The sequence below is a fragment of the Micromonospora sp. CA-246542 genome, assembly GCF_050942905.1.
Lineage (GTDB): Bacteria > Actinomycetota > Actinomycetes > Mycobacteriales > Micromonosporaceae > Micromonospora.
In genome coordinates this window covers 3117271-3138947 of record NZ_CP192040.1, presented here as the reverse complement: position 1 = coordinate 3138947, position 21677 = coordinate 3117271, and the positions used below count along the sequence as shown (strand labels likewise).

The 21677-nt window shown below is 72.3% G+C and carries 24 protein-coding genes and 1 pseudogene; 9 read left to right on the top strand and 16 right to left on the bottom strand.

Annotated features, from left to right (window positions below; all coding sequences use genetic code 11):
* Positions 1–21: 21 nt before the first annotated feature.
* Both ACQP0N_RS14685 and ACQP0N_RS14680 read right to left on the bottom strand, forming a co-directional pair.
* Complete coding sequence (locus tag ACQP0N_RS14685; protein WP_433120813.1) at positions 22–1068, bottom strand: cobalamin B12-binding domain-containing protein; 1047 nt, start codon at positions 1066–1068, stop codon at positions 22–24.
* Positions 1065–2830 (bottom strand): annotated as a pseudogene (locus ACQP0N_RS14680) (SpoIIE family protein phosphatase). The gene ACQP0N_RS14685 and the pseudogene ACQP0N_RS14680 overlap by 4 nt, the downstream one beginning before the upstream one ends.
* Before the next feature lie 186 nt (positions 2831–3016).
* Here ACQP0N_RS14680 and ACQP0N_RS14675 point away from each other — a divergent pair.
* The gene (locus ACQP0N_RS14675) at positions 3017–3415 is read left to right on the top strand and encodes an STAS domain-containing protein (protein ID WP_433120811.1); all 399 of its coding nucleotides are present in this window, start codon (positions 3017–3019) and stop codon (positions 3413–3415) included.
* Between the two features lie 58 nt (positions 3416–3473).
* Positions 3474–3803, top strand: a complete 330-nt coding sequence (locus tag ACQP0N_RS14670; RefSeq protein WP_433120809.1) for an STAS domain-containing protein — start codon at positions 3474–3476, stop codon at positions 3801–3803.
* Positions 3804–3884: 81 nt separating this feature from the next.
* Here ACQP0N_RS14670 and ACQP0N_RS14665 read toward each other — a convergent pair whose 3' ends face one another.
* Positions 3885–4199, bottom strand: a complete 315-nt coding sequence (locus tag ACQP0N_RS14665) for a hypothetical protein (RefSeq protein ID WP_355052350.1) — start codon at positions 4197–4199, stop codon at positions 3885–3887.
* 200 nt (positions 4200–4399) lie between these two features.
* Between ACQP0N_RS14665 and ACQP0N_RS14660 the strand changes: the two genes are divergently transcribed.
* The 3 genes from ACQP0N_RS14660 to ACQP0N_RS14650 all read left to right on the top strand — a co-directional run bounded on the left by ACQP0N_RS14660 (position 4400) and on the right by ACQP0N_RS14650 (position 7373).
* Positions 4400–5374, top strand: coding sequence for a DUF2267 domain-containing protein (locus ACQP0N_RS14660; protein ID WP_433120806.1), 975 nt, complete (start codon positions 4400–4402; stop codon positions 5372–5374).
* A gap of 82 nt (positions 5375–5456) precedes the next feature.
* Complete coding sequence (locus ACQP0N_RS14655; RefSeq protein WP_433120804.1) at positions 5457–6239, top strand: spermidine synthase; 783 nt, start codon at positions 5457–5459, stop codon at positions 6237–6239.
* Between the two features lie 60 nt (positions 6240–6299).
* The gene (locus tag ACQP0N_RS14650) at positions 6300–7373 is read left to right on the top strand and encodes an AI-2E family transporter (protein ID WP_433120802.1); all 1074 of its coding nucleotides are present in this window, start codon (positions 6300–6302) and stop codon (positions 7371–7373) included.
* Here the strand turns inward: ACQP0N_RS14650 and ACQP0N_RS14645 are convergent.
* Positions 7344–8645 (bottom strand): NAD(P)/FAD-dependent oxidoreductase, encoded by a 1302-nt coding sequence (locus tag ACQP0N_RS14645; RefSeq protein ID WP_433120800.1) that lies wholly within the window; start codon positions 8643–8645, stop codon positions 7344–7346. The two genes, ACQP0N_RS14650 and ACQP0N_RS14645, sit on opposite strands and share 30 nt — an antisense overlap.
* A 54-nt stretch (positions 8646–8699) precedes the next feature.
* On the bottom strand, positions 8700–10853 hold the full coding sequence (locus tag ACQP0N_RS14640; protein ID WP_433120798.1) for an amylo-alpha-1,6-glucosidase: 2154 nt from the start codon (positions 10851–10853) through the stop codon (positions 8700–8702).
* A 116-nt stretch (positions 10854–10969) separates the two neighbouring features.
* On the opposite strand from ACQP0N_RS14640, the gene ACQP0N_RS14635 reads away from it, so the two are divergent.
* Positions 10970–12415 carry a M20/M25/M40 family metallo-hydrolase gene (locus tag ACQP0N_RS14635; RefSeq protein WP_433120796.1) on the top strand — a complete coding sequence of 482 codons (1446 nt, stop codon included), beginning with the start codon at positions 10970–10972 and terminating at the stop codon, positions 12413–12415.
* A 114-nt stretch (positions 12416–12529) separates the two neighbouring features.
* On the opposite strand, the gene ACQP0N_RS14630 is transcribed toward ACQP0N_RS14635, so the two are convergent.
* Together ACQP0N_RS14630 and ACQP0N_RS14625 are read right to left on the bottom strand one after the other, a co-directional pair.
* On the bottom strand, positions 12530–13078 hold the full coding sequence (locus ACQP0N_RS14630; protein ID WP_433120794.1) for a GNAT family N-acetyltransferase: 549 nt from the start codon (positions 13076–13078) through the stop codon (positions 12530–12532).
* Positions 13079–13160: 82 nt separating this feature from the next.
* Positions 13161–13877 (bottom strand): VOC family protein, encoded by a 717-nt coding sequence (locus tag ACQP0N_RS14625; protein WP_433120792.1) that lies wholly within the window; start codon positions 13875–13877, stop codon positions 13161–13163.
* A gap of 149 nt (positions 13878–14026) precedes the next feature.
* Here ACQP0N_RS14625 and ACQP0N_RS14620 point away from each other — a divergent pair, with 149 nt between their 5' ends.
* A complete protein-coding gene (locus tag ACQP0N_RS14620) occupies positions 14027–14317 on the top strand; it encodes a hypothetical protein (RefSeq protein ID WP_433120790.1) in 291 nt (96 codons plus the stop codon).
* Here ACQP0N_RS14620 and ACQP0N_RS14615 read toward each other — a convergent pair.
* The 9 genes from ACQP0N_RS14615 to ACQP0N_RS14575 form a co-directional block, all read right to left on the bottom strand.
* Positions 14304–14492, bottom strand: coding sequence for a DUF397 domain-containing protein (locus ACQP0N_RS14615; RefSeq protein WP_433120789.1), 189 nt, complete (start codon positions 14490–14492; stop codon positions 14304–14306). The genes ACQP0N_RS14620 and ACQP0N_RS14615 overlap by 14 nt on opposite strands.
* Positions 14483–14899 (bottom strand): DUF5753 domain-containing protein, encoded by a 417-nt coding sequence (locus tag ACQP0N_RS14610; RefSeq protein ID WP_433120787.1) that lies wholly within the window; start codon positions 14897–14899, stop codon positions 14483–14485. Before ACQP0N_RS14610 ends, ACQP0N_RS14615 begins: the two co-directional genes overlap by 10 nt.
* Before the next feature lie 85 nt (positions 14900–14984).
* Entirely contained in the window at positions 14985–15392 is a 408-nt protein-coding gene (locus ACQP0N_RS14605) for a hypothetical protein (protein WP_433120785.1), read from the bottom strand.
* A 122-nt stretch (positions 15393–15514) separates the two neighbouring features.
* A complete protein-coding gene (locus ACQP0N_RS14600) occupies positions 15515–16690 on the bottom strand; it encodes an alginate lyase family protein (RefSeq protein ID WP_433120783.1) in 1176 nt (391 codons plus the stop codon).
* Positions 16691–16855: 165 nt separating this feature from the next.
* Positions 16856–17149: a DUF6510 family protein gene (locus ACQP0N_RS14595; RefSeq protein WP_355052334.1), complete on the bottom strand. Its 294-nt coding sequence runs from the start codon at positions 17147–17149 to the stop codon at positions 16856–16858.
* Between the two features lie 40 nt (positions 17150–17189).
* Positions 17190–17954 carry a ferredoxin reductase gene (locus ACQP0N_RS14590; protein ID WP_433121628.1) on the bottom strand — a complete coding sequence of 255 codons (765 nt, stop codon included), beginning with the start codon at positions 17952–17954 and terminating at the stop codon, positions 17190–17192.
* 7 nt (positions 17955–17961) lie between these two features.
* Positions 17962–18561 (bottom strand): sulfite oxidase-like oxidoreductase, encoded by a 600-nt coding sequence (locus tag ACQP0N_RS14585; protein ID WP_433120781.1) that lies wholly within the window; start codon positions 18559–18561, stop codon positions 17962–17964.
* A gap of 75 nt (positions 18562–18636) precedes the next feature.
* Entirely contained in the window at positions 18637–19659 is a 1023-nt protein-coding gene (locus ACQP0N_RS14580; RefSeq protein WP_433120779.1) for a TerC/Alx family metal homeostasis membrane protein, read from the bottom strand.
* A gap of 221 nt (positions 19660–19880) precedes the next feature.
* Positions 19881–20291: a DUF2267 domain-containing protein gene (locus ACQP0N_RS14575; protein WP_357121748.1), complete on the bottom strand. Its 411-nt coding sequence runs from the start codon at positions 20289–20291 to the stop codon at positions 19881–19883.
* Positions 20292–20450: 159 nt separating this feature from the next.
* Here ACQP0N_RS14575 and ACQP0N_RS14570 point away from each other — a divergent pair, with 159 nt between their 5' ends.
* A complete protein-coding gene (locus tag ACQP0N_RS14570) occupies positions 20451–20738 on the top strand; it encodes a DUF2795 domain-containing protein (protein ID WP_433120776.1) in 288 nt (95 codons plus the stop codon).
* A gap of 42 nt (positions 20739–20780) precedes the next feature.
* Complete coding sequence (locus ACQP0N_RS14565) at positions 20781–21449, top strand: DUF1345 domain-containing protein (protein ID WP_433120774.1); 669 nt, start codon at positions 20781–20783, stop codon at positions 21447–21449.
* The last annotated feature ends 228 nt before the right edge of the window (positions 21450–21677 follow it).

Here is a 21677-nt window from a genome sequence, read left to right as displayed (position 1 = left end):
TGATCGTCTGGCCGACCCGGGTCAGCCGGCGGAACGGGACGCGGCGGCCAGCCCGGCACGCCCCAGCTCCAGCGCGTGCGCCGCCCGGGGGTAGTCCCGCAACTCGGCGGCGAAGTGCTCCAGGGTCAGGGCGACGGCGCTGGCCGGCACCCGCCGGCTCGTCAGGATCTCCGCGAGCCAGTCGACGAACTCGGTGAACAGCGAGGCGTCGTCGACGTACAACGCGGCGGCCAGCGAGTCCAGGATGTGACCCAGGTCGCTCACCGTCGAGTCGAGCTGGGTGGCCGTGTACTCGCGCGTCGCCGGCGCCGTCTCCCGCAGATCGGTCAGCGCGCTGTCGATCAGATCGCCACGGCGGCGGACCAGACTCGCGTACTCGTCATCGGCCAGGTGCGCGAGTCGCGCCGCCGGCACCCGCCGCAGCGCCCGCTCGTCGGCGATCACCTCGGCCGCCGCCGGCGCGTTCGGCGCCCAGGCCGCGCCGAGCCGGGCCGCCCACCGGCCGTCCGCGCCGAAGCCCCGCCCACCGACCACGACCGGCACGTCCGAACGCCGGCACGCCTCGATCATCCGGTGGGCGTGCGGCAGCCGCATCGGCAGCGCGCAGGCCAGCGCGACCGCCTGCGCGTCGTTGCGGTGCAGGTACGACACGAGGTGCGCGGCCGGCACGCTGGCGCCCAGGAAGGTCACCTGCCAACCGCGGAGCCGCAGCACCTCGGCCACCAGCCGGGGCGGCAGGGCGTGCCACTCGCCGTCCATGCAGGCCACCACGACATGACCGCCGGTCGGACGCGATTTGGCGTGCGCCGCCACGGCGGCAACTACCCGCTCGCTGATGTGGGTGGCGGCGTGCTCCTGCGCCACGCTCCACTCGTTGCGGGCCCACCGCTCGCCCACCTCGGCCTGTGCCGGCGCGACCAGGTCGAGCAGCACCCGCTCCGGCGACACGCCCGCCTCCAACAGGCCGATCGCCACGTCGATCGCGGCGTACTCGTCGGCGTCGGCGAGGCAGGCCAGGTAGCCGGGGTAGGCGTCGGTCGGTTCCGTCGTCGCGGCGGGGGCGGTCACGCGGGGCTCATCCTCTGTTCGTCGGCGGTCGTCGGGGCGGGAACGGCGTGCAGGTGCCGCGCGGCACGACCGCCGGGGCTGACCGCGCGCAGCGCCAGGACGGCGATGTCGTCGTGGTCGCCGTGCCCCAGCCAGTCACAGGTGACCTGCTCGACGCGCTCGGCCAGGGCCGGCGCCGGCATGCGCTGGCAACCCGTCACGGCCGTCACCAGCCGCTCCGCGCCGAACTGCTCGTCACCGCGACGACCCCCACGGGCCTCGGTGACGCCGTCGCTGTAGAGCAGGCAGGTCTCGCCCGGCGCCAGACGTACGGTCACCTCGCCGACGCGCGGGTCGGGCACCACCCCGATCAGCATGCCGCGCAGCGGCACCGCCTCGACCTCGCCCGAGTCGCGCAGCACGAGCGGCGGCAGGTGCCCGCCCCCGGCCATCGTGAGGGTGACGCCTCCGTCGCGCTGCGGACGGGCCACGCCCAGCACGATGGTGGCGAAGCGGCCCTGGCCGTTGGCCTGGGTCGTCTCGAACAGGGCGTCGTTGAGCAGCCGCAGCAGCCGGCCCGGGTGGGACTCCACCCGGTGCAGCGCCTGCAGGCACTGGCGGAGCTGACCGGTGAACACGGCCGCCTCGACGCCCTTGCCGGAGACGTCGCCGAGGAAGAAGACGGAACCGCCGTCGGCGAGCCGGTGCGAGCCATAGAAGTCGCCGCCGATGCGCAGTCCCGCCTGCGCCGGACGGTAGGCGGTGCCCCACTGCACGCCCGCGGTCTCGGTCGGCTCGACCGGCAGCAGGCTGGCCTGCAGGGTGTCGGCGACCTCCGCCTGGTCGCGGTAGAGCTGGGCGGTGGTCAACGCCGCGCCGGCCCGGGCCGCGAACGCCCGGATCAACTCGACGTCGTCCTCGTCGTACCAGCGGCTGGAGCGCCGGGCGACCAACAGCACCCCGACGGGGGTGTCGCGGCCGGGCAGCGGGACGACCCGGGCGGTGCTGTCGACGCCCGTGAGGCCGGGCAGCCAGCCGGCGTCGACCGCCTGCTCCACCAGCCAGTCGACCGTGTGCGGCTCGACACCGGTCAGCCCGTCGGCGATGGCCGGCGGGAGGGTGCCGCCGGTCAGGACGCCGCTGTCGACCATCGGGGCCTCGTCGTCGACCCGGGTGGCCCGCCACCAGCGGCCCCGCCCGCGCGGGGCGCGAGCACCAGCACCGCCACCTCGGCCAGGGTCGGCACGGCGAGTCGGACGACCGCGGCGGCGGCCCGGTCGGGGTGCAGCGGGTTGCCCAGCTTGTCGCCCACCACGGCCAGGAAGGCGGACCGGGCCCGCTCGGCGAGCAACGCGTCGGCCCGGCTGACGCTCTCGGTGACGTCCTCGACGTACCAGCAGCAGCGGCCGGCGGACAGCGGCACCCGGCGGGCGGTGAGTCGACGGTCGTGGTGGGTGAAGTTCCCGGGCACGCCCTCGCCCAACCCCGGCACGCCGGACGCGGCCAGCGGTTCACCGGGTACCACCTCGGGCAACAGCCGCTCGGCCACCGGGCTCACGTGCCGGACGACACCGTCCGCGTCGCAGACCACCAGGCCCTCGCGGAAGTGTTCGACGACCTCGGACCAGTCCGGAGTGGCCGGGTCACGGTCGGGGGCCAGCGGCGGCAGCGCGGGCGCGGACCAGGACGGTGCGTCGGCGGACCACGCCGGGGCCCGTGTGGTACTCGGCGTGGAGATCCGTCCGTCGCCCGGGTCCCAGTCCCTGACGTCGGAAGCAGTCACCAGCTGAGCCTCACTCCTTGTCGTCCACCCGAACGTGCACCTGGCCACCCACCCTACGCCGGTGCGCCGTGACCGGCATCCGACAGCAGGTCGGGCCCCGGTTCCGGTAGCGAGCGGCCCCGCTCGACGGTTGTTACGATCCCTTCGCGCCGGTCGGAGTGCCGGCCCGGGGGAAGGGGCCTGATCGTGCTGTCGGAAGGGCGTAGGGCCGACGCGAAGCCACTGAGCGTCGCCGTCGACCGGTCCGACCCCGACGTGCCCCTGATCCGCGTCGGCGGCGAGCTGGCGTACGCGACCTCGGCCCCTCTGCACGCCGAGATCGACCGGATCCTGGCCGACGCGCCACGCGCGATCGTGCTGGACTTCGCCGATCTGACCTTCATCGACAGCACCGGTCTCGCCGTCATCGTGCACGCCTGGCGGGAGGGCCAGGCGGTCGGCGCCGCGCTGCGGCTGCGCTCGGTCCCCCGCTTCCTGGCGACGATCCTGGACATCACCGGCGTGGCGACGCTCATCGGTCGGCCGTTGCCCACCGCCCGTCCGGAGGACGGCCCCGACGCCGAGGCGTTTTCCGCCACGGCGTGATCCGGCGACGCGCGGCCCCACAGTTTGCGTTCCGCGCGCGGACTGGGAACATGGTGCAATGCCCCACCAGCTGTTGACCATCGAGGTGAGCCGGCCCGACGCCGGTCACGTCCGGCTACGGCTGACCGGCGAGCTCGACTACGACACCGCGCCCGAGCTGGTGGCCGCCGCGGCCGGCCTGCACGGCGAGCAGCAGGTGACGATCGACCTGAGCGGCGTCGGCCTCTGCGACTCGTCCGGGCTCAGCGCCCTGCTGATCGCGCGTCGGAGCGTCGGCGCGATCCAGCTCACCGGGGTCAGCCCGCAGATCCAGCAGTTGCTGGACCGCACCGGCCTCACCGAACTGCTGGCCGTGCAGGGCGACGACGACCTGCGCGCCACCGGCTGACGGGCGCACCGAGCGACCACCCCACGCGCGAGGGGGGTGGCCCCCGACCCTGGGACCTGGGGCCGGGGGCCGGAAAAATGCCTAGGGCGCGGTCATCGGCTGGAGTCGGGGCCCGCCGTCGCGCAGTTCGACGGTCGACGGAGGTTCGATGTCGTCGGGTTCCCCCGAGTCGGGCGTCTGGTACAGGTAGCGGACAAACTCCCCACCCGCCTCGTTGTCGTCCGCACCCGGCCACTGGCCGATGCAGTCCATTCCGACCACTTCCCGGCCGGTCCCGTCGGCCTCCTCCAACAGCGCCCACAGGCTCACCGGGTAGCACCGGGTGGCGTCGGGCGTGAGCTGCCAGCGGGCGTACCAGCCAGGTCGAGCGGGAACGATTTCGACGATCCGTTTCATGACGACCTTCCTTCCGCGTACCTCGGAAGAACTGCCTCCTGCCCCGATCCTGCGGGCCGCGCGGGTGAGCGCCCCTCACCCCGGGCGGATGAAGCCCGGCCCACGCTCAGCCCTACTCGGCCGGCAGCGTCCGTTTCGGCTCCCGGGACGGCGGGAACGCGACCGTCGCAGGATCGATCCCCAGCGGAAGGGGCGTCACCATGCGCAAGCAGATGGAGGGCGACAACCAGCGCCGCCGGGCGCTGGCCCGGCAGGCCCGCGAACAGGGCGGCCAGCCCAGCGAGTACGGCGCGAGCCTGAGCGCCTCCAAGCAGCTCACCAGCCTGGACCAGAGCAGACGGGCCGGGCCGCCGCCGGCCGGACGGCACAAGGCGGACACCACGCGTGGTGGACCGGCGCCGCCGTCCAGGGGTACCCCGGACAATCCGCGACCGCAGCCGCCTCCCGGTGGCGCGGCCGGTGTGACGAGCGTGGGCTACAAGGACCTGGTCGAGGACGTCGGACGCCGGTCCGGGGTCGACTTCCCGACGGCGAAGGTGGGCGCCGAGGCGACCGTGCTGGTGCTGGCCTTCGCGCTCGACACGGCGGAGCGGCAACGACTGCTCGCCGCCGTGCCGAACTCGCTGCACGACGTGGTGCCCGTGGACGGCATCGAGCGGCACCGGGATCTGCCCGGCTTCCTGGCCGAGGTGGGCCGGATCAGCGGGCGTACGCCCGAGCAGGCCCGCTACCAGGCGGAGGCGACGATCGCCGCGCTCGCCGAGCAGGACGGCGACCTGATCGAGTCCCTGCACGTCCCCGACGGCCTGCGGGAGCTGCTGAACCCGCCAGCGGCCGGCGGTGGCATCGTGGGGGCCTCCACCACCACACCCACCCTGGACGAGGAGCAGGTCCAGGCGGCGCTGGACGACCTGCCGTACTGGGCCGGCGACACCACCGCCCTGTACCGGGTGGTCGCGCTGCCGCCGGACAACCTCGACCGGGTGCTCGCCCGACTCGACCGGCTGCGTCAGGAGACCGGCCGGGGCCCGAGCATCGGGCGGCCCGGCGACACGGCAGCCGTGCTGACCGTCCGCACGAACCAGGCGGACGGGGTGAGCGCGCTGGACGTGGACCTGGCCCACGCGATCGACGACGCGATCGACGAGGTCGGCGCCGGGATGGCCGGCGGCTGACCACCGTCACGGCGTACGCGGGCCGGCGGACGCGGGTGCTCCCGCGCCGCCGGCCCGTCGGCTGCTCGGTTAGCGTGCCGTCATGAACCGCGCCGCCGACCGTCTGGAGTTGGTCGCCGATCCGGTCCGCAGGACCGGACGGACGCTGCTCTCCGCCGGCGTCGAGCAGTCGTACGTGGACGTCGAGGACCCCCGGCACCTGCACTTCGAGTACGTCCGCCGGATCGCGTCGGCCGTGGATCTGGCGGCGCCGGCCGGCGTACCCCTGGACGTGCTGCACCTCGGCGGCGGCGCGTTGACGCTGCCCCGCTGGCTGGCCGCCACCCGGCCGGGCTCGGAACAGCGGGTCGTGGAACGGGACCGGGCGGTTGTCGACCTGGTGGCGCGGGAGTTGCCGCCGCTGCCACCCGAGGTGCGGGTGGAGGTCGGCGACGCGCGGGAGGCGGTCAGCGCCGCCGAGGCGGACGCGTACGACCTGGTGATCGCCGACATCTACCGGGCCGCCCGGATGCCCGGGCACGTCCGCACCGTGGAGTTCGCCGCCGAGGTGGCCCGTGTCCTGCGGCCCGGAGGGCTCTACCTGGTCAACGTGACGGATCTGCCACCGCTGGTCGGCACCCGCGTGCAGGTGGCGACGCTGCGGGCGGTCTTCGGGGACGTCTGCGTGTTCGGCGACCGCCGGATGCTGCGTGGTCGGCGCTACGGCAACCTGGTGCTCGCCGCGACGCACCGCCCCGGCGGGCTGCCGGTCGGTCGGCTCGCCGTGGCCGCGCTGCGCGACCCGATCGCGGGTGGGCTGCTGCACGCCGCCGCCCTCGACACCTTCGTGGCCGGCGCCCACCCGCTTCTCGACACCGACGGCTGATTAGGGCCGACCGGCCGCGATGCCGGGTTTCCTACGGTCTGCGCGGGGAAGGCGCGGCGGGTGAGCAACGCCGACGATCGGGCCACCGCCCGCCGGACCCTGGTCGTGATCGCGCTGGTGCTGGCCACCGCGCTGGCGCTCGCCTTCGTGTACGCGACCCGCCGGGTGCTCGTCTGGGCGGTGGTGGCCGCCTTCTTCGCGGTCGCGCTCAAACCGGCCGTGGACCGGCTGCAACGCCGGTTCGTCCGCCGCCGGGCGCTGGCCACGCTGCTCGTCTTCCTCGCCGCGTTCGTCGTGCTGACGGTCCTCGCCACGGTGATCCTGGTGCCGCTGTTGGACGAGGTGGGCCGGTTCGCCGAGCGGGGGCCCGAGCTGCTGCGCGACGCGCGCGCCGGGCGCGGTCCGCTGGGTCAGTTCCTGGAACGCACCGGGGTACGGCGCTACGCCAGCGCGCACGCGGACGAGCTGCGCAACGCCGGAGCGCGGCTGCGGCAGCCCGCCGTCGGGGTGCTGCGCGGCGTGGCGGAGGGGGTCGCGGGGCTGGTCACGGTCGTCGTGCTGGCGTACCTCATGGTGTTGGAATCGCCGCGGATCACCCGCGGCGTGCTCGCGGTGGCCGGGGACGGTCCGGGCGAGCGGTTGCGCCGCGTCGGCCGGGAGGTGTCCCGCACGGTCACCGGCTACCTCACCGGCAACCTGCTGATCAGCGTGATCTGTGGCGCGTTGACCTTCCTGGTGTTGAGCCTCACGGGGGTGCCGTTCGCCGGGGTGATCGCGCTGCTCGTGGCGGTGGCCGACCTGATACCGCTGGTGGGCGCGACGATCGGCGCGGTGCTCGCCGCCGGGGCGGGGTTCCTGCACTCCCCCACCGCCGGCGTCGTCGTGCTCGTCTTCTTCGTCGTCTACCAGCAGGTGGAGAACCACCTGCTCCAGCCGCTCATCCTGGCCCGCGCGGTACGACTCAATCCGCTGACTGTGCTGCTGAGCCTGCTGCTCGCGGCGGAGCTGGCCGGACTGCTCGGCGCGCTGCTGGCCATCCCCGCCGCCGGCATCGTCCAGATCCTGCTGCGCGAGTACGGCCCGCGACGGGCGAACCCGCCCCGCTCAGCGACCGCGCGCCGCGACCTCGGGTGAGGTGCTCTCCAACGGCACCGCGTTCGCCGGGACCAGCCCCAACTGCACCGCCGAGCGGGTGAGCGCGGCGTCGAGCACCCAGTCGGCCCCCACGCGGGTGCGGTTACCCGGCATCGCCATCAGGTGGTACGCCCGGGTGACCGCCTTGGCGGGCAGCCCGGCCAGGTTGACCTGTAGCGGGTTCGCGGCGGCGTCCTTGCCACCCAGGTCGACCACCCAGCCCAGGTCGTGGTGCTTGTACGGCCGGCGCTTGCCGAACCCGTACGACGCGGCGATGTTGTGCGCCACCCGCTTGCCCTGCCGCTCCGCGTGCTGCGCCGTCATGCCGCAGATCTGCCCCGGGTTGACCAGGTCGGGCACGGCGGCCGCGTCACCACAGGCGAAGACCTCCGGATAGCCGGGGACGTTGAGGTACTCGTCGGTGACCAGCCGGCCCCGCTCGGTGCGCAGGCCCAACTCGTTGACGAACGGGTCGGGCCGTACGCCCACGCACCACACCAGCGTGCAGGTGGGGATGTACTCGCCGTCGGTGAGCTTGACCCCGTCGCAGGTCGCCTCGGCCACCGAGGTGCCCATCCGCACGTCCACGCCGCGCTTGTTGAGCACCTTGTGCGAGGTGTCGGACATTCTCTTGTCCAGCTCCGGCAGCACGCGGGGGGCGACGTCGAGCAGCATCCAGCGGGGCCGGACGGTCAGCCGGGGTCGCTGCGCGTGCAGGGCGTCGGTGAACAGTTGGCCGTGCGCGGCAACCTCGGTGCCGGTGTACCCCGCACCGACCACCACGAAGGTGGAGCGGGCCCGCTGCTCGGCCAGGTCCTCGGCCTGCTCGGCCAACTCCACCTGGCGGACGATGTGGTCGTGCAGGTAGACGGCCTCGGGCAGGCCGCGGAAGCCGTGCGCGTACTCGGTGACGCCCGGGATGGGGAGCAGCTTGTTGACGCTGCCCACGGCGAGGACCAGCCGGTCGTACGCCAGGCGGTTCTTCTCCCCCTCGGGCTGGGTGAAGCCGACCCAGCGGTTCTGGAGGTCGACGTGGTCCGCCTCGCCGATCACGACCCGGACGCCCTTGAGGGTCCCGGTCAGCGGCACGGCGATGCGCGACGGCTCGACCACCCCGGCCGCCACCTCGGGCAGCAGCGGCAGGTACAGGAAGTAGTCGGTGGAGTTCAGCACCACGATCTCGGCCCGGTCCCGGGCGATCCGGCTCAACGTCTTCGCCGCGTGGTAACCGGCGAACCCGGCCCCCACGATCACCACACGAGGTTTCGTCATTGCCGGCCGTTTCCCGCCGCAGCCCAGGACAAACGTCGAAGCGCAGGCGCGCGGTCAGCTCCGCTCGATCCAGACGTGGCCGCTGGAGCCCGTCGCCTCCACACCCCACTCCTGACCGAAGGCCCGCACCCGGTTGGCCGAGATCCGGCCGATCTCCGGTGGAACCGCCGGGTCGAGCACGAGCCGACCCTCGACCGGGTTGAGCCCCAGCATCGCGCGGACCAGCGCCAGGGGCGCTCCGGCCGCCCACGCCTGTGGGCTGCACGCGGTGGGATACGGGATGGCGAACAGCAGCCGTTGCCGGTCGGACCCGCTGAGCGCCTCGGGCAGTCGGTGATCGAACTGCTCGGCAGCGTCGATCATCGCCAGGCTGACCCGGTTCGCCTCCGCCCGGTAGCCGTAGCGGGCCAGGCCGAGGGCGATCAGCGAGTTGTCGTGCGGCCAGACCGTGCCCAGGTGGTAGCTGAGGGGCCGGTAGAGGCGTTCCTCGGCGGACAGCGTCCGGATGCCCCAGCCGGAGAACATGTCGGGCGACATGAGCTGGCGCACCACCGCGTCCGCCCGCCCCGGCGGCACGATCCCGCTCCACAGCAGGTGACCCATGCTGGACGTCTTGGAGTCGACCACGTTCTTGTCGCCGTCGAGGGCCACCGCGTAGTAGCCGCCCCGCTCGTCGATCCAGAAGTCCCGGTTGAACCGCTCGTACAGGGTGCCGGCCTCGTCGCGCAGCCGTGCCGCCAGGGTGGGGTCGCCCAGCGGGCCGTCGAACAGTTCGGCCAGCCGCACCTTCGCGTCGAAGGTGTAGCCCTGGACGTCGGCCGTTGCCAGCGGCAGCACCGGGATACGCCCGTCGGCGAAGCAGACGCCGTCCGGCGAGTCCCGCCAGCACTGGTTGCCCAGCCCTTCCGGAGACCGGGTGGCGTACTCCACGAAGCCGTCGCCGTCGCGGTCGCCGTACTCGTCGATCCACCGCAGCGCGGCCAGCGCGTTGTCGCGCAGGTGCCGGACGGTCTCGTCGTCGCGGGTCCACCGCCAGTACTCCGAGAGCAGGATCAGCCAGAGCTGAGTGGCGTCGGCGGTGCCGTAGTAGGGGCCGTACGGCTTCTGGCCGGTACGGGTCAGCTCGCCGCTGCGGGCCTCGTGCAGGATCTTGCCAGGCTCCTCGTCGGTGAAATCGTCACAGGCCTCGCCCTGTAGTCGGGCGAGCGCGAGCAGCGCCCCCTTCGCCAGCGCCGGCCCGGCCACCAACGTCTGGTACGCGGTGATCAGCGTGTCCCGCCCGAAGACGCTCAGGAACCAGGGCAGCCCCGCGCCGGGCAGCAGGATCCGCTGACCTTTGACCTCCAGGTCGAGCCGCAGCGCGGCCAGGTCGTCGCGGGACTGGCGGACGGTGCACTCCAGCGCCTGGCTGTCGCTGCGCAGCACGGCCCGATCCTCGGTCCACCGGCGCAGCGGGTCTTCGGCCCTGCCTTGGAGGACATCGATGATGTCGCCCCGCACCGGTTCGACCACTCCCAGGCCCGGCGCCAGCGGCACGTGTAGGTCCACCAGCCAGTCCTCGCGCGGACGCAGGTGCAGGTCCCAGACCAGATCGTCCCCCTCGATCCGGTCCGCCGGGGTCGCGCAACGCACCCGGGTCTCGGCGGTGAAGTCTCCGTTGCGGTAGGAGAAGCACAGCTCGGAGCCGTCGGCGGCGTGGCCGCGGACGATCTGCGCGGAGCGGTCCCGGACCACGGACTTGACCTCGAACAGGTCGGCGAAGTCCACGTCGACGGCGAGGCGCAGCTCCACCCGCACCGGCTCGGGCTGGTACGACACCAGCTCCACCCGCTCGTGGAAGCCGTCGCTGACGTAGCGCAACCGCCGGATGGCGAGACCGTTCGGCGCCAGCCCGGGCAGTTGCGGGTTGGTGAGCACGTACTGCGCGGAGTAGTGCTCGATGGTCCTGGCCCGCAACACCAGCAGCTGACCACCGTTGACGGTGAGGGTCCAGCCGCTGATCAGGCGGGTGTCCAGGTGCACGAGCCCGCCGATGCTGCCGGGTGGCACGTCGCCGCGCGCGTCGGAGTAAAGGAAGGTGGGGCCGCTGAGCACGGCGAGCGAGTTGGGGCCCAGCTCGGGCGGCATCGCGCGCTGGTCACCACTATCCCCCGTCGCGGAAGCCACGCCCACGGTCGGGTTGGCGGGGGTCGCGCGCACGACAGCCATGACACCCACCGTAGGGACCGAGTTACGGAGTGTCATCACCCGGATCGGGTGAACTCCCCCAACATCCACGTCGAACGATATGGACAGACACCACCATCGATGGGCAGGATGCCCCAATGGGATCAGACGACATCGGCGGGTCGCCCACGAGGCCCACCCGCCGCACCTTCCTGTCCGCCTCCGCCGCCACCGCGGCGACCGCCGCCACCGTCGCGCTGCCGGCCCTGGCCGCGCCCGCCGCCGCTGACGCCGGCCCCGCCGGCCCCGGGCGCGCAGCACACCCGCAGCGGCCCGACCGCGAGCTGCGCGAGCTGCTGCGCCAGGTCGACCCACGCCGGATCGAGGCGATCGTGCGCCGGCTCGCCGCGTTCGGCACCCGGCACACCCTCTCCAGCCAGGACGACCCCGAGCGGGGGATCGGCGCCGCCCGGGACTGGATCCACGCCCGGTTGCAGGAGTACGCGGCCACCTCCGGCGGCCGGATGACGGTCGAGCTCCAGTCGTACGTCCAGCAGCCCGCGTCCCGGATTCCCACCGCCACCCGGATCACCAACGTGGTCGCGACCCTGCGTGGCGCGACGTCGCCGAACCGCACCTACGTGGTGACGGGCCACTACGACTCCCGGGTCACCGACGTGATGGACGCCGTCAGCGACGCCCCCGGAGCGGACGACGACGCCTCGGGCGTGGCCGTGGTGCTGGAGCTGGCCCGACTGATGGCCACCCGGCCGACGGCCGCCACCATCGTGTTCGCCGCAGTGGCCGCCGAGGAACAGGGCCTGTACGGCTCGGCGTACCTGGCCGCGCAGCTCAAGGCGGCCGGCGTCGACGTGCAGGGCATGTTCAGCGACGACATCGTGGGCAGCAGCACCGCCGACGACGGCGCCCGCGACCCGTACACGGTGCGGCTGTTCGCCGAGGGCGTGCCGACCGCGGAGACTCCGGAGGAGGCCACCACCCGCCAGTCCGTCGGCGGCGAGAACGACTCACCGTCGCGCCAACTCGCCCGGTTCGTCCGGGACGTGGCGGACAACGAAACGACCGGCATGCGGGTCCGGGTGATCTACCGGCGGGACCGCTACCTGCGCGGCAGCGACCACATCTCGTTCCTGCGCGAGGGCTGGCCGGCGGCCCGGTTCACGGAGCCGAACGAGGACTTCGCCCACCAGCACCAGGACGTCCGCGTGCAGGACGGCAAGCAGTTCGGTGACCTGCCGGAGTTCTGCGACTTCGCGTACATCGCGCGGGTGGCGAGGGTGAACGGCGCCGCGCTGTGGTCCCTGGCCCAGGCCCCCGGTACGCCCAAGGGCGCCATCATCGTGACCACCGACCTGACCAACAACACCACGCTGCGCTGGCAGCGCGGCGACGAGCCGGACCTGGCCGGCTACGAGGTGGTGTGGCGCGAGACCACGGCCGCCGAGTGGCAGCGCGTCATCGGGGTCGGCGACGTCACCGAGGTCAGCATCGACCTGTCCAAGGACAACGTCTTCTTCGGCATCCGCGCCGTCAACCGCGCCGGCCTCCACAGCCCGGTAGCCTTCCCCCGCCCCGGCGCCTAACCCCCCTGCCCCCTGCCCCCTGCCCCCTGCCCCCTCCCCGCCCCACCGTCCCGGTCTTGTTGATCAAGAGGTTTGCGTCACGCGCCTCGGCGTGTCGTGACGCAAACCTCTTGATCACGCGGGAGGTGGGGTGGGGGTGGGTGGGGTGAGGGCTGTTATGGCCCAGCGTTCGTGGTCGCGCCAGGCGCCGTCGATGAAGAGGTAGTCGGGGGAGAAGCCCTCCAGGCGGAAGCCGAGCTTGCGGGCGACCCGCCGGGACGGCTCGTTGCCGGGCTGGATGTTCGCCTCCAGGCGGTGCAACCCCACGCTCGTGAACGCGTGGTCGATGACCAGGGCGATGCCCGCCGAGGCGTGGCCGGTGCCGCTGTACGGCTCGAACGCCGCGTACCCCAGGTACCCGCCACGCAGCGCGCCGAGCACGATGCCGCTGATGTTCACGTAGCCGGCGATCGCTCCGCTGGCCCGGTCGCAGATCAGGTAGCCGGCGCTGTCCCGGCGGCGGATCCGGGCGAGGTAACGGTCGTACTCCTCGGGCGTTTCCGGCGCGGCCAGCCACGGGTGGTGCAGGTCCCGACTCCGCCGCACGGCCGCCACGAACTCGTCGACGTCGGTCGGCCGGGGTCGCCGGATCGCGGCGGGACCACCGCTGCGCAGGTATCTCACGGCGGACCACTCTGACGACCGGCGCGACAGTTGTCCAACCGGCCCGCCGTTCATACCGGCCGCACGCCCAGCCGGGGACGGCCTAGCGGGGCGTCAGCAGCCGGAAGGGGGTGCCGTCGGAATCGGCCAGCACCACCGCGCCCGCCGGGTCGGTGCCGACCCGGGTCGCGCCGAGGGCGAGCAGACGGTCCACCTCCGCCTGCTGGTCACCGTCGACGGGTGGGGCGAGGTCGAAGCTCACCCGGCCCCTGCCCTCGCTCGACATGTAGGGCGGCCCACCCCAGGTGATCTTCGTGCCGCCGCGCGGGGACTGGATGGCGGTCTCCTGGTCCTGGTCCCAGACCAGCGGCCAACCGAGCGCCTCGGCCCAGAAGTACCCGACCTCCGGCGTGCCGTCGCAGGCCAGCGCGCCGACGAACCCGCAGCCAGCGAGGAAGTTGTTGCCCGGCGGGATGACGTCGAACTCGTTGCCCTCCGGGTCGGCCAGCACCACGTGGTCGGCGTCCGGGCCCTGGCCGATGTCGAGGTGCCGTCCACCCAGCTCGATCGCTCTGGAGACCGTCAGCTCCTGATCCTGTAGCGAGGTGCTCGTCAGGTCGAAGTGCATGAGGTTCTGGACGACCTTCGGCTGCTCGGTCGGCGGGAAGCGGAGGCGGAACCCGGTGTCGTCGGTGGGCACGAGCCCCACACCCTCGCGCGGATCGTCGACGATCTCCCAGCCGAGGATGCCGGACCAGAACCGCGCCAGCGGCAGAGGTTCGAGCGCGTCGAAGCTGATCGCGAACAGGTGAGAGGTCATCGGTCTGCTCATCTCCGATCCCAATGCGGACGCCGTGGAGCGGAAGCCTAAGGATGAGCACGCCGGTCCGCATCCGAGTATTCGACGGAGCCCCTCGTCCGGCGCGAATCCCGCTACCGCCGCGCCCGCCCGCCGCCTAACCTCGCACCGTGGCCAGGACCCGTAAGCGGACGATCCGCGTCGACGACGTCGACTATCGATGGACGGTCAGCCAGGCCGATCCGGGCCACGTCGTGGTCCGGGTGTGGACCGTCGACGGCGGCCCGGACGTCCGGCTGGAGGAGCGGGTCGCCTTCGACGACCCGTGGCTCAACTACGGACCGATCATCACCACGGATCCCGAGCGGGTGGCCGAGGTGTTCGCCCTGGAGCCGGTCACGCCACGGCTGGTCGAGAGGCTGATCCGGTCGGCGCTCGCCGGCCCGGTCAGTGGCGCGTGACGAACGTGACGAAGGCCCGCCAGGCCGCCGGGGTGACGACCAGCGCCGGACCGGCCGGGTCCTTGCTGTCGCGTACGCCCACCACGCCCGGCAGGTTGGCCGCGACCTCGATGCAGTCGCCGGAATTGCCGCTGCTGCGGGTGCTCTTGTGCCAGATCGCGCCGGTCAGGTCCATGCCGCTGCCGCCTCCGTGATCACGTCGAGGGTCTGCCGGTGCGACAACGCCTCGGCCCGTACCGATTCCCACGACTGCCGCAGCGATAGTACGTCGGCGGTGCGCTCGACCACCGTCCCCTGTAGAGGATTGTCCAGGTAGGCCACGTCCTCCCCGTCGGCCGGCGTGGCGATCACGAAGGCGCCGTTCAGCCCGGGATAGGCGCCCACACTACGAGGTACGAGGTGCAGGTGCACCCGTGGCCGCCGACCGACCTCAAGCAGGTGCTGTAGCTGCTCGCGCATCACCGCCGGCCCGCCCACGGGCCGTTCGAGGACGGTGTCGTCGAGCACGGCGACGAACAGGGGCGGCTTCTCGCGAGAGAGAATCCCCTGACGTTGCATCCGGGCAGCGACCTGCTGCTCCATCTCATCACCCAGCAACGGACTGGCACCCTGGTGCAGCGCCCGCGCATAGCGCGGTTCGTCGGCTGGACCCCGTACCGCCGCCCGCTCATCGCGCCGGACTGAACCACCGGGCCAGCCACGGGGTGAGCGCGACGAGCGCGAGGGCGAGAACGGTGATGACGGCCTGCCCGATCCGGCCCGGGGTGACGCCACCGGCCGGGTCGAGCACGTAGTTGGCGTACCCGTTGGCGGCGGCGTCCGTGACCAGCACGGCGCAGCCCAGCGCGAGCCCCGCCGAACGGCGGGCCGCCAGCAGCAGCGCCGCCAGCGGATCCCACAGGGTCAGGGACGCGAAGTAGACCGCGAGCCAGCCGGGCAGGGCGAGCTGCGGCCGGAGACCGGGGACGAACAGCTGGAGTACGTGCACGACGCCGCCGTACGCGAAGACCAGCACGGCCACCGACACGACCAGCCGGACCCGCAGGGGAACGTCGCGCCACCGACCGGTGCTCATCCGGTCAGTCTGCCGTGTGGCCCCGACACGGGTGGCACCCCGATCGCCGATGTGGGGGTATCCGGGGCGCTTCGACACCCCCACAACGGCGAAACGGAGTCGATCAAGGGCTGAACCGCCGGCTACGCCGGGTTGTTGGCGTGGGTCAGGGTCTCCCAGGCGACGAAGAGGTTGTTCGTGCCCTGGGGACGCTTACGCTCGGTGTAACTCTGGGTGTTGGCCATGCCGATGCCCATCCGGTTGTGCAGCGCGTTGAAGCCGACCTCGGTGATCGGGCCGAGGCCGAGGACGACCGAGCCGCCGCACACGCTCGACGGCACGGCGGTGCCGTTCTCGTACTTGGTGTGGAAGCCGAGGGCGTGGCGCAGCCGGTCCTGAAGCTCCGGGTAGAGGTCGCCGCCCTGGATGCGGGTGGTCTCGGCGACGTGCGAGATGGCGGAGATGCTGTAGCCGGTGTGGACCCAGTCGCGGCAGGTCTCCTGCGCGTGACCGTCGGTGTAGGTGGCCTGGCCGTGCCAGCGGGACACGAGTTCGGCGGGCGTGTCGACGCTGGTGGCCGGCGGGTACAGGGGTCGGACCCCGTCCGCGGCGATGTAGATGGACGCGGCGGCCGCGGCCCGGAACCGGGCGAGCGCCCGGTCGTACGACGTGCGGTCCTCCAGGAAGATCGAGATGCCGATGGCCGCCTCGGCGAGGGTCAGGTCCCAGTTGCTGGTACGGGAGTCACCGGCGATGACCACGGGCAGGTAGACGGTGCGCAGCATGGTCGCGAACCGGGCCTGGTTGGGCCAGTTGCCGTACGTGTAGCGGATGATCTCGGCGGCGCGCGGCCAGACCGAGCCGGCCCAACCGGTCTGCAACGGGGCGTTGGCGTTGGTGTGCCGCTGGATCGTGGCGGACCAGGCGTCCATCAGGGCGATCGACTTCTGCGCGTACGCCGAGTTGCCGGTGATGTACCAGGCCAGCGCGTCGGTGTACGCGGCGATGGCGTCCTCGCGCTCGTCGGTGCAGCCGTAGTTCGGGTTGGAGGTCTGACCGCACTCGACGGTCGCGCGCGGTGCGGGGACCCGGGACAGCGAGGCGTACCGGCTGCCCATCATCTGGTTGTAGGCGTTGCGCCACGGCTGCTCGCCGGCCTGCACCTTCGCCTTGACGAAGTCGAGCTGCGGCCGGCTGACCAGCACACCGGGATGGGTGAAGGTGGCCGGGGCAGCCTGGGCGCTCGGGGATGCGGTGGTGGTCACCGCGCCGGCGGCGAGCGCGATGACCACCGCCAGGAGTACGCGTCGACAGCGCATGGGGGCTCTCCTCGGTACGGGTGGATGAATAGACAACCGTCTTAACAGTTGCCGGACATCCGACCGCATACCGGGAAACCGGGCAAGAAGGCATCGATAAATTCAAGACTATGGAAAATCAAGTATTTATCCACTTTCCCGCGCTCACCCCGCTGAGCTGCCCCGTCAGAGCGGCTCGGGCAGCGTCTGCTCCATCGGCATCGGCACCTGGAGGTAGGTGACACCACGCATGTCCAGCCAGGCCCGGTCCGGCCCGCGCACCAGCCGTACCATCACCGACTCGCAGGACGGGCAGCGGCCGACCAGACCCGGGGCGTGCGAGTAGACGTGCAGGCTGGCCATCGATCCGGTCATCCCGCAGTTCTCACAGCGGCCCATCGCGGTGCTCAGATCGACGGCGAACAGCTCGCGCAGCGGACCGTCGAGCATGTTGCCGTCCAGGTAGGACATGTTGGTCATCGGATCTCCTCGACAAGACGGTGAGCGGCGGGCGGCGCTCTCAGCCGGTGGGGCCGAAGCGTTCGGTCCTGATCCGCCGCGACGGATGGCCCAGCCCCACCAGCAGGTCGGCCACAGCCTCCACGAACCCGGTCGGACCGCAGACGTACGTGAGCGGTTGCAGATCCGGCGGCCAACCATGCGTGTTGACGTCGGCCAGGCCGACCCGGTGCGGCTCGCCGCGCCACCCGTCGGGGGCCTCGCGCGTGTAGACGTACGCCACGTCCAGGCCGAAGTCGTCGCGGCCCCGACGGCGCAGCTCGTCCGCGTAGATCACGTCCTGCGGCGTCCGGACCGAGTAGATCAGCCGGAACGGCACCTTGCTGCCTACCTCCCGCCGCGCCCGGATCATCGCCATCAGCGGGACGACCCCGGAGCCGCCGGCCACGAGCTGCACCGGATCGGTCTGCTCCGGACGCCAGATGAACCAGCCACCGAGCGGTCCGCGGATCTCCACCGGGTCGCCGGCGGCAAAAACGTCGATGAGGTACGGAGACACCTCGCCGTCGTGGACCCGCTGGACGGTCACCTCGATGCGCGGGCCACCGGGCCCGTCCACGACCGGCCCGGCGATCGAGTACGACCGGGCGGCCTGGTAGCCGTCCGGGGCGGTCAGGCGCACGTCGACGTGCTGGCCGGGCAGGTGCCCCGGCCAGTCGGGCACCTCCAGCACCAGCGTCTGCGCGGACGCCGTCTCCACCCGGCGCTCCACCAGCCGGGCCACCTGCCACTTGATCGGCGCGCGGGCCGGGGTGCCCGTCGCCACGGCCCGCTCAGTCACCCTGGTACCGCTGCTCGCGCCACGGGTCGCCGTAGTCGTGGTACCCGGCGGTCTCCCAGAAGCCCGGCTCGTCCATCGTCTTGAGCCGGATGCCGCGCACCCACTTGGCGGACTTCCAGAAGTACAGGTGCGGCACCAGCAGCCGGGCCGGACCGCCGTGCTCGGCCGGCAGCGGCGCGCCGTCGAAGGTGTGCGCCACCCACGCCCGGCCGCCGCGCAGGTCGTCCAGGGGCACGTTTGTGGTGTAGCCGCCGTAGGAGTGCGCGAGCGCGAAGTGCGCGCCCGTGTCCACACCCTCGAGCAGGGTGTCCAGGGAGACGCCCGTCCACGAGGTGCCGAGCTTCGACCAGTGGGTGACGCAGTGGATGTCGACGGTCGGCGTCTCCTGCGGAAGCGCCATCAACTCCTGCCACGACCACCGGTACTCGGCGCCGTTCTCGGCGGCGATGACGAACTCCCAGGTGTCCAGGGAGACCCGGGGTGTCGGGCCGGCCGAGAGCACCGGAAAGTCCTCGGTCAGGTACTGACCGGGCGGCAGGGCCGGCTCCTGTGATCGGGGCCGACCCTGGAAGCCCGGTGACACGATTCCCATTGCACAGTCGTACCACCCGGGCCGGCCGGGCGGGAGCTTTCCCGCGTACCCCCTCGTGGACCCGGCGCGGCGCGCTCAGTGCCGTTCGGTCACGACCTCGCGCTCGGCGGGCGTGTCGCCCCGGGTGGCGCGCAGACTGGTCAGGGTGACCACCACCAGCACACCGATGATCACGCCGAGCGAGGCCAGGGTGGGGATCTGCGGCACGCTCTCCCAGATGCCGTGCGCCCAGTGCAGACCCAGCTTGAGCCCGATGAACGCCAGGATGATCGCCAGGCCGTAGCTGAGGTGCACGAGCCGGCTCAGCGCCGCGTGCAGGACGAAGTAGAGCGCCCGCAGGCCGAGCAGGGCGAAGGCGTTGGTGGCGAAGACCAGGTACGGGTCCTCGGTGATGCCGTAGACCGCCGGCACCGAGTCGACGGCGAAGACGATGTCGGTGGCCAACACCGCGACCACCACCAGGGCGAACGGGGTGAGCGCACGCCGTGCGCCCTCCCGGACGGTCATCCGGGTGCCGTGGTACTCGTCGACCACCGGCATGACCTTGCGCAGCAGCTTGACCGAGCGCATCTTGTTGATGTCGACCTCCTGCTCGTGCCCGGAGAGGGCGTCGCGCAGAAGCTTCACCGCGGTGGCGATGAGGATGATCGCGAAGAGCAGGAACGCGAAGTCGAGGGTCTGCAACGCCGCCGCGCCGAGGGCGATGAAGACCGCCCGCAGCACCAGGGCGCCCGCGATGCCGTAGAGCAGCACCCGCTGGGCCAGCACGGCCGGCACCGCGAACGCGGCCAGCAGCAGCATGAAGACGAAGAGGTTGTCGACCGAGAGAGACTTCTCGACGAGGTAACCGGTCAGGTACTCCACGCCCTGCTGGGAGCCGTAGCGGGCCCAGAGCCACCCGCCGAAGGCCAGCGGCAGGGCGATGTAGAAGGTCGACCAGCCGATCGCCTCCCGCATGGACACCTCGTGCGGCTTGCGCGTCACCAGGAAGTCCAGCACCAGCAGGAGCAGCACGCCGGCGATCGTCACCGCCCAGAGGGTGGGCGTACCGATCGACGACAGGTCACTCGCCGCGGCCAGGGGGGACAATTCGGTCATGGGGTCTCCTCGAACACCGTGTCATGTTCGAGGTCTCCTTCACCCATCACCCGATGGGCAACCACCCGAGGCACGCCGGGCGTGCCGTACTGACCGGAATGGTTCGTGGGAAGTACTCCCCTCGCCACGACCAGGTTAGGCCAGGCCGGATCGACACGCCAAGCCGGACGTCGATGGTTGCCCTGGCCAACCGCTGTGTGCGCCTGCTCTCCCACCCGCCCTCAGGCGCGCCGTAGCGTCGCGCCGGGGGCCATCGCCTGCTCCACGAGATCCCGATAGTCGCGCGGCAACTGCGTCGCCACGTCGTCGAACTCGCCGCCCGTGATCGCCTCGCGCAGCGTGGTGAACACCGCCCGGACGGCGTCCCGCGCCGCCGGCTCCTCGACCCGCGCCCGCAACGCCACGCGCGCCACGAACTCGGCCGCACCGAAGCGGTCCGCCTGCTCGGTGCTCGGGCTCGGCTTGAGCACCAGTTGCAGCGGCTGCGGCAACTGGGCCGCCAGGTCCAGCACCTCGCCACCGGTCAGCCGCTCGGCGAACGTCTCCAGCACCGCCCGGGTCAGCTCGACGGCCTGCTCCGACGACGTACGGGTGCGCTGGGAAACCTGGTCGACGAAGGTGTCGTAGTTCATCGCGTACTCCCTCGAACGGTGTCTGCGGCGCCTGCGGGTACCCGCGGCGCCCCGGTGGAAACGACGCCGGATTTCCCCTACCGACCCGGGCGTGACCCGGCGGCGGACGGGTAACCGCCGCCGGACGCGACCAATCCATGCCCCGAGGGAGCCCCAGACATGGCGAGCTACGCGGACGTCCTGCAGTACCTGTCGAGCCTGGACTACCCGGCCGAGAAGGACGACGTGATCCGCGAGGCCGAACGCGAAGGCGCCCCGCCGGACGTGCTCAAGGCGCTGCGCGCGCTGCCCCCGGTCGACTACGCCAACGGCACCGAGGTGGCCCGCTCGGCCGGCATCGAGGCCGCCCCCGAGGTGGGCCCGGCGCAACACGCGACGGCCCAACGCGCCATGCAGGCCCGGGACAAGAAGCACAACCGGGTGTCGCAGCATCTGCGCGGCATCTGACCGCGCCGTGGAGGTGTCCGCCGTGCCGAGCCGGCGTCGCGGATGACCGGCACCGGTCCGCTGTCCCGCCCGCCGGACGGAGGCATCCCCGCGGCGACGCAACTGGTGATCGTGGCAGTGGTCGGCATTCTCGTGGGCGGCGTCTTCGCTCTGACGCTGTCGCCCGCGCTGTCCCCGCTGGCCGGCTGGGACGCCGCCGCGCTGAGCTGGCTGGTGCTGGTGTGGCACAAACTCTGGCCGATGGACGCCGCCCGCACCGCCCAACTCGCCGTGCACGAGGACCCCAACCGGCCCACCCGGGACGTGGTCCTGCTGATCGCCTGCCTCGCCAGCCTGCTGGCCGTCGGGCTGGTCCTGGCCAGCGCGCACGCCGCGCCACCCGGAGTGCGCCGCGACCTGTACGGCGTACTAGGCGTCCTCAGCGTGGTGCTGTCCTGGCTGGTCGTGCACACCGTCTTCGCCGCCCGCTACGCGCGGATCTACTACACGGGCCCGGACGGCGGGGTGAACTTCAACCAGAGCGAACCGCCCCGGTACTCGGACTTCGCGTACGTCGCGTTCACCGTCGGGGCGACGTTCCAGGTCTCCGACACCAACCTGACGAGCAACGAGATGCGTCGGACGGTGCTGCGGCACTCGATGGTGTCGTACCTGTTCGGCGCGTTCGTCATCGCCGTCACGGTGAACCTGCTGGCGGGGCTGGCACGCTGAGTGGGTGGGCGCGGGCCGGCGCCCTGTCCCGTCGGATCCTGCCTGCTCGACGGTCGTGCCGGAGTTGGCGAACGTTCGCCGGGACAGGCGGGCGCCCCTTGGCCACGAACCGCGACCGGGGGCGCCACGCAAACCTGCCCAGGCGGTGGACCACGTCCGAACCGGTCGCGGCCACCAGGCGGTGGATGCCCGCCCGAACCGAGCGGTCAGCACTGCCGGGTACAACCA

Coding starts and splice junctions, on each gene's coding strand:
- ACQP0N_RS14585 (WP_433120781.1), bottom strand. CDS start 18,561: ATGGGAATCGTGTCACCGGGCTTCCAGGGTCGGCCCCGATCACAGGAG.
- ACQP0N_RS14625 (WP_433120792.1), bottom strand. CDS start 13,877: ATGACCTCTCACCTGTTCGCGATCAGCTTCGACGCGCTCGAACCTCTG.
- ACQP0N_RS14605 (WP_433120785.1), bottom strand. CDS start 15,392: ATGAGCACCGGTCGGTGGCGCGACGTTCCCCTGCGGGTCCGGCTGGTC.
- ACQP0N_RS14670 (WP_433120809.1), top strand. CDS start 3,474: ATGCCCCACCAGCTGTTGACCATCGAGGTGAGCCGGCCCGACGCCGGT.
- ACQP0N_RS14580 (WP_433120779.1), bottom strand. CDS start 19,659: ATGACCGAATTGTCCCCCCTGGCCGCGGCGAGTGACCTGTCGTCGATC.
- ACQP0N_RS14575 (WP_357121748.1), bottom strand. CDS start 20,291: ATGAACTACGACACCTTCGTCGACCAGGTTTCCCAGCGCACCCGTACG.
- ACQP0N_RS14615 (WP_433120789.1), bottom strand. CDS start 14,492: ATGGACCTGACCGGCGCGATCTGGCACAAGAGCACCCGCAGCAGCGGC.
- ACQP0N_RS14640 (WP_433120798.1), bottom strand. CDS start 10,853: ATGGCTGTCGTGCGCGCGACCCCCGCCAACCCGACCGTGGGCGTGGCT.
- ACQP0N_RS14660 (WP_433120806.1), top strand. CDS start 4,400: ATGCGCAAGCAGATGGAGGGCGACAACCAGCGCCGCCGGGCGCTGGCC.
- ACQP0N_RS14665 (WP_355052350.1), bottom strand. CDS start 4,199: ATGAAACGGATCGTCGAAATCGTTCCCGCTCGACCTGGCTGGTACGCC.
- ACQP0N_RS14600 (WP_433120783.1), bottom strand. CDS start 16,690: ATGCGCTGTCGACGCGTACTCCTGGCGGTGGTCATCGCGCTCGCCGCC.
- ACQP0N_RS14635 (WP_433120796.1), top strand. CDS start 10,970: ATGGGATCAGACGACATCGGCGGGTCGCCCACGAGGCCCACCCGCCGC.
- ACQP0N_RS14645 (WP_433120800.1), bottom strand. CDS start 8,645: ATGACGAAACCTCGTGTGGTGATCGTGGGGGCCGGGTTCGCCGGTTAC.
- ACQP0N_RS14595 (WP_355052334.1), bottom strand. CDS start 17,149: ATGACCAACATGTCCTACCTGGACGGCAACATGCTCGACGGTCCGCTG.
- ACQP0N_RS14570 (WP_433120776.1), top strand. CDS start 20,451: ATGGCGAGCTACGCGGACGTCCTGCAGTACCTGTCGAGCCTGGACTAC.
- ACQP0N_RS14655 (WP_433120804.1), top strand. CDS start 5,457: ATGAACCGCGCCGCCGACCGTCTGGAGTTGGTCGCCGATCCGGTCCGC.
- ACQP0N_RS14610 (WP_433120787.1), bottom strand. CDS start 14,899: ATGGAGCAGCAGGTCGCTGCCCGGATGCAACGTCAGGGGATTCTCTCT.
- ACQP0N_RS14565 (WP_433120774.1), top strand. CDS start 20,781: ATGACCGGCACCGGTCCGCTGTCCCGCCCGCCGGACGGAGGCATCCCC.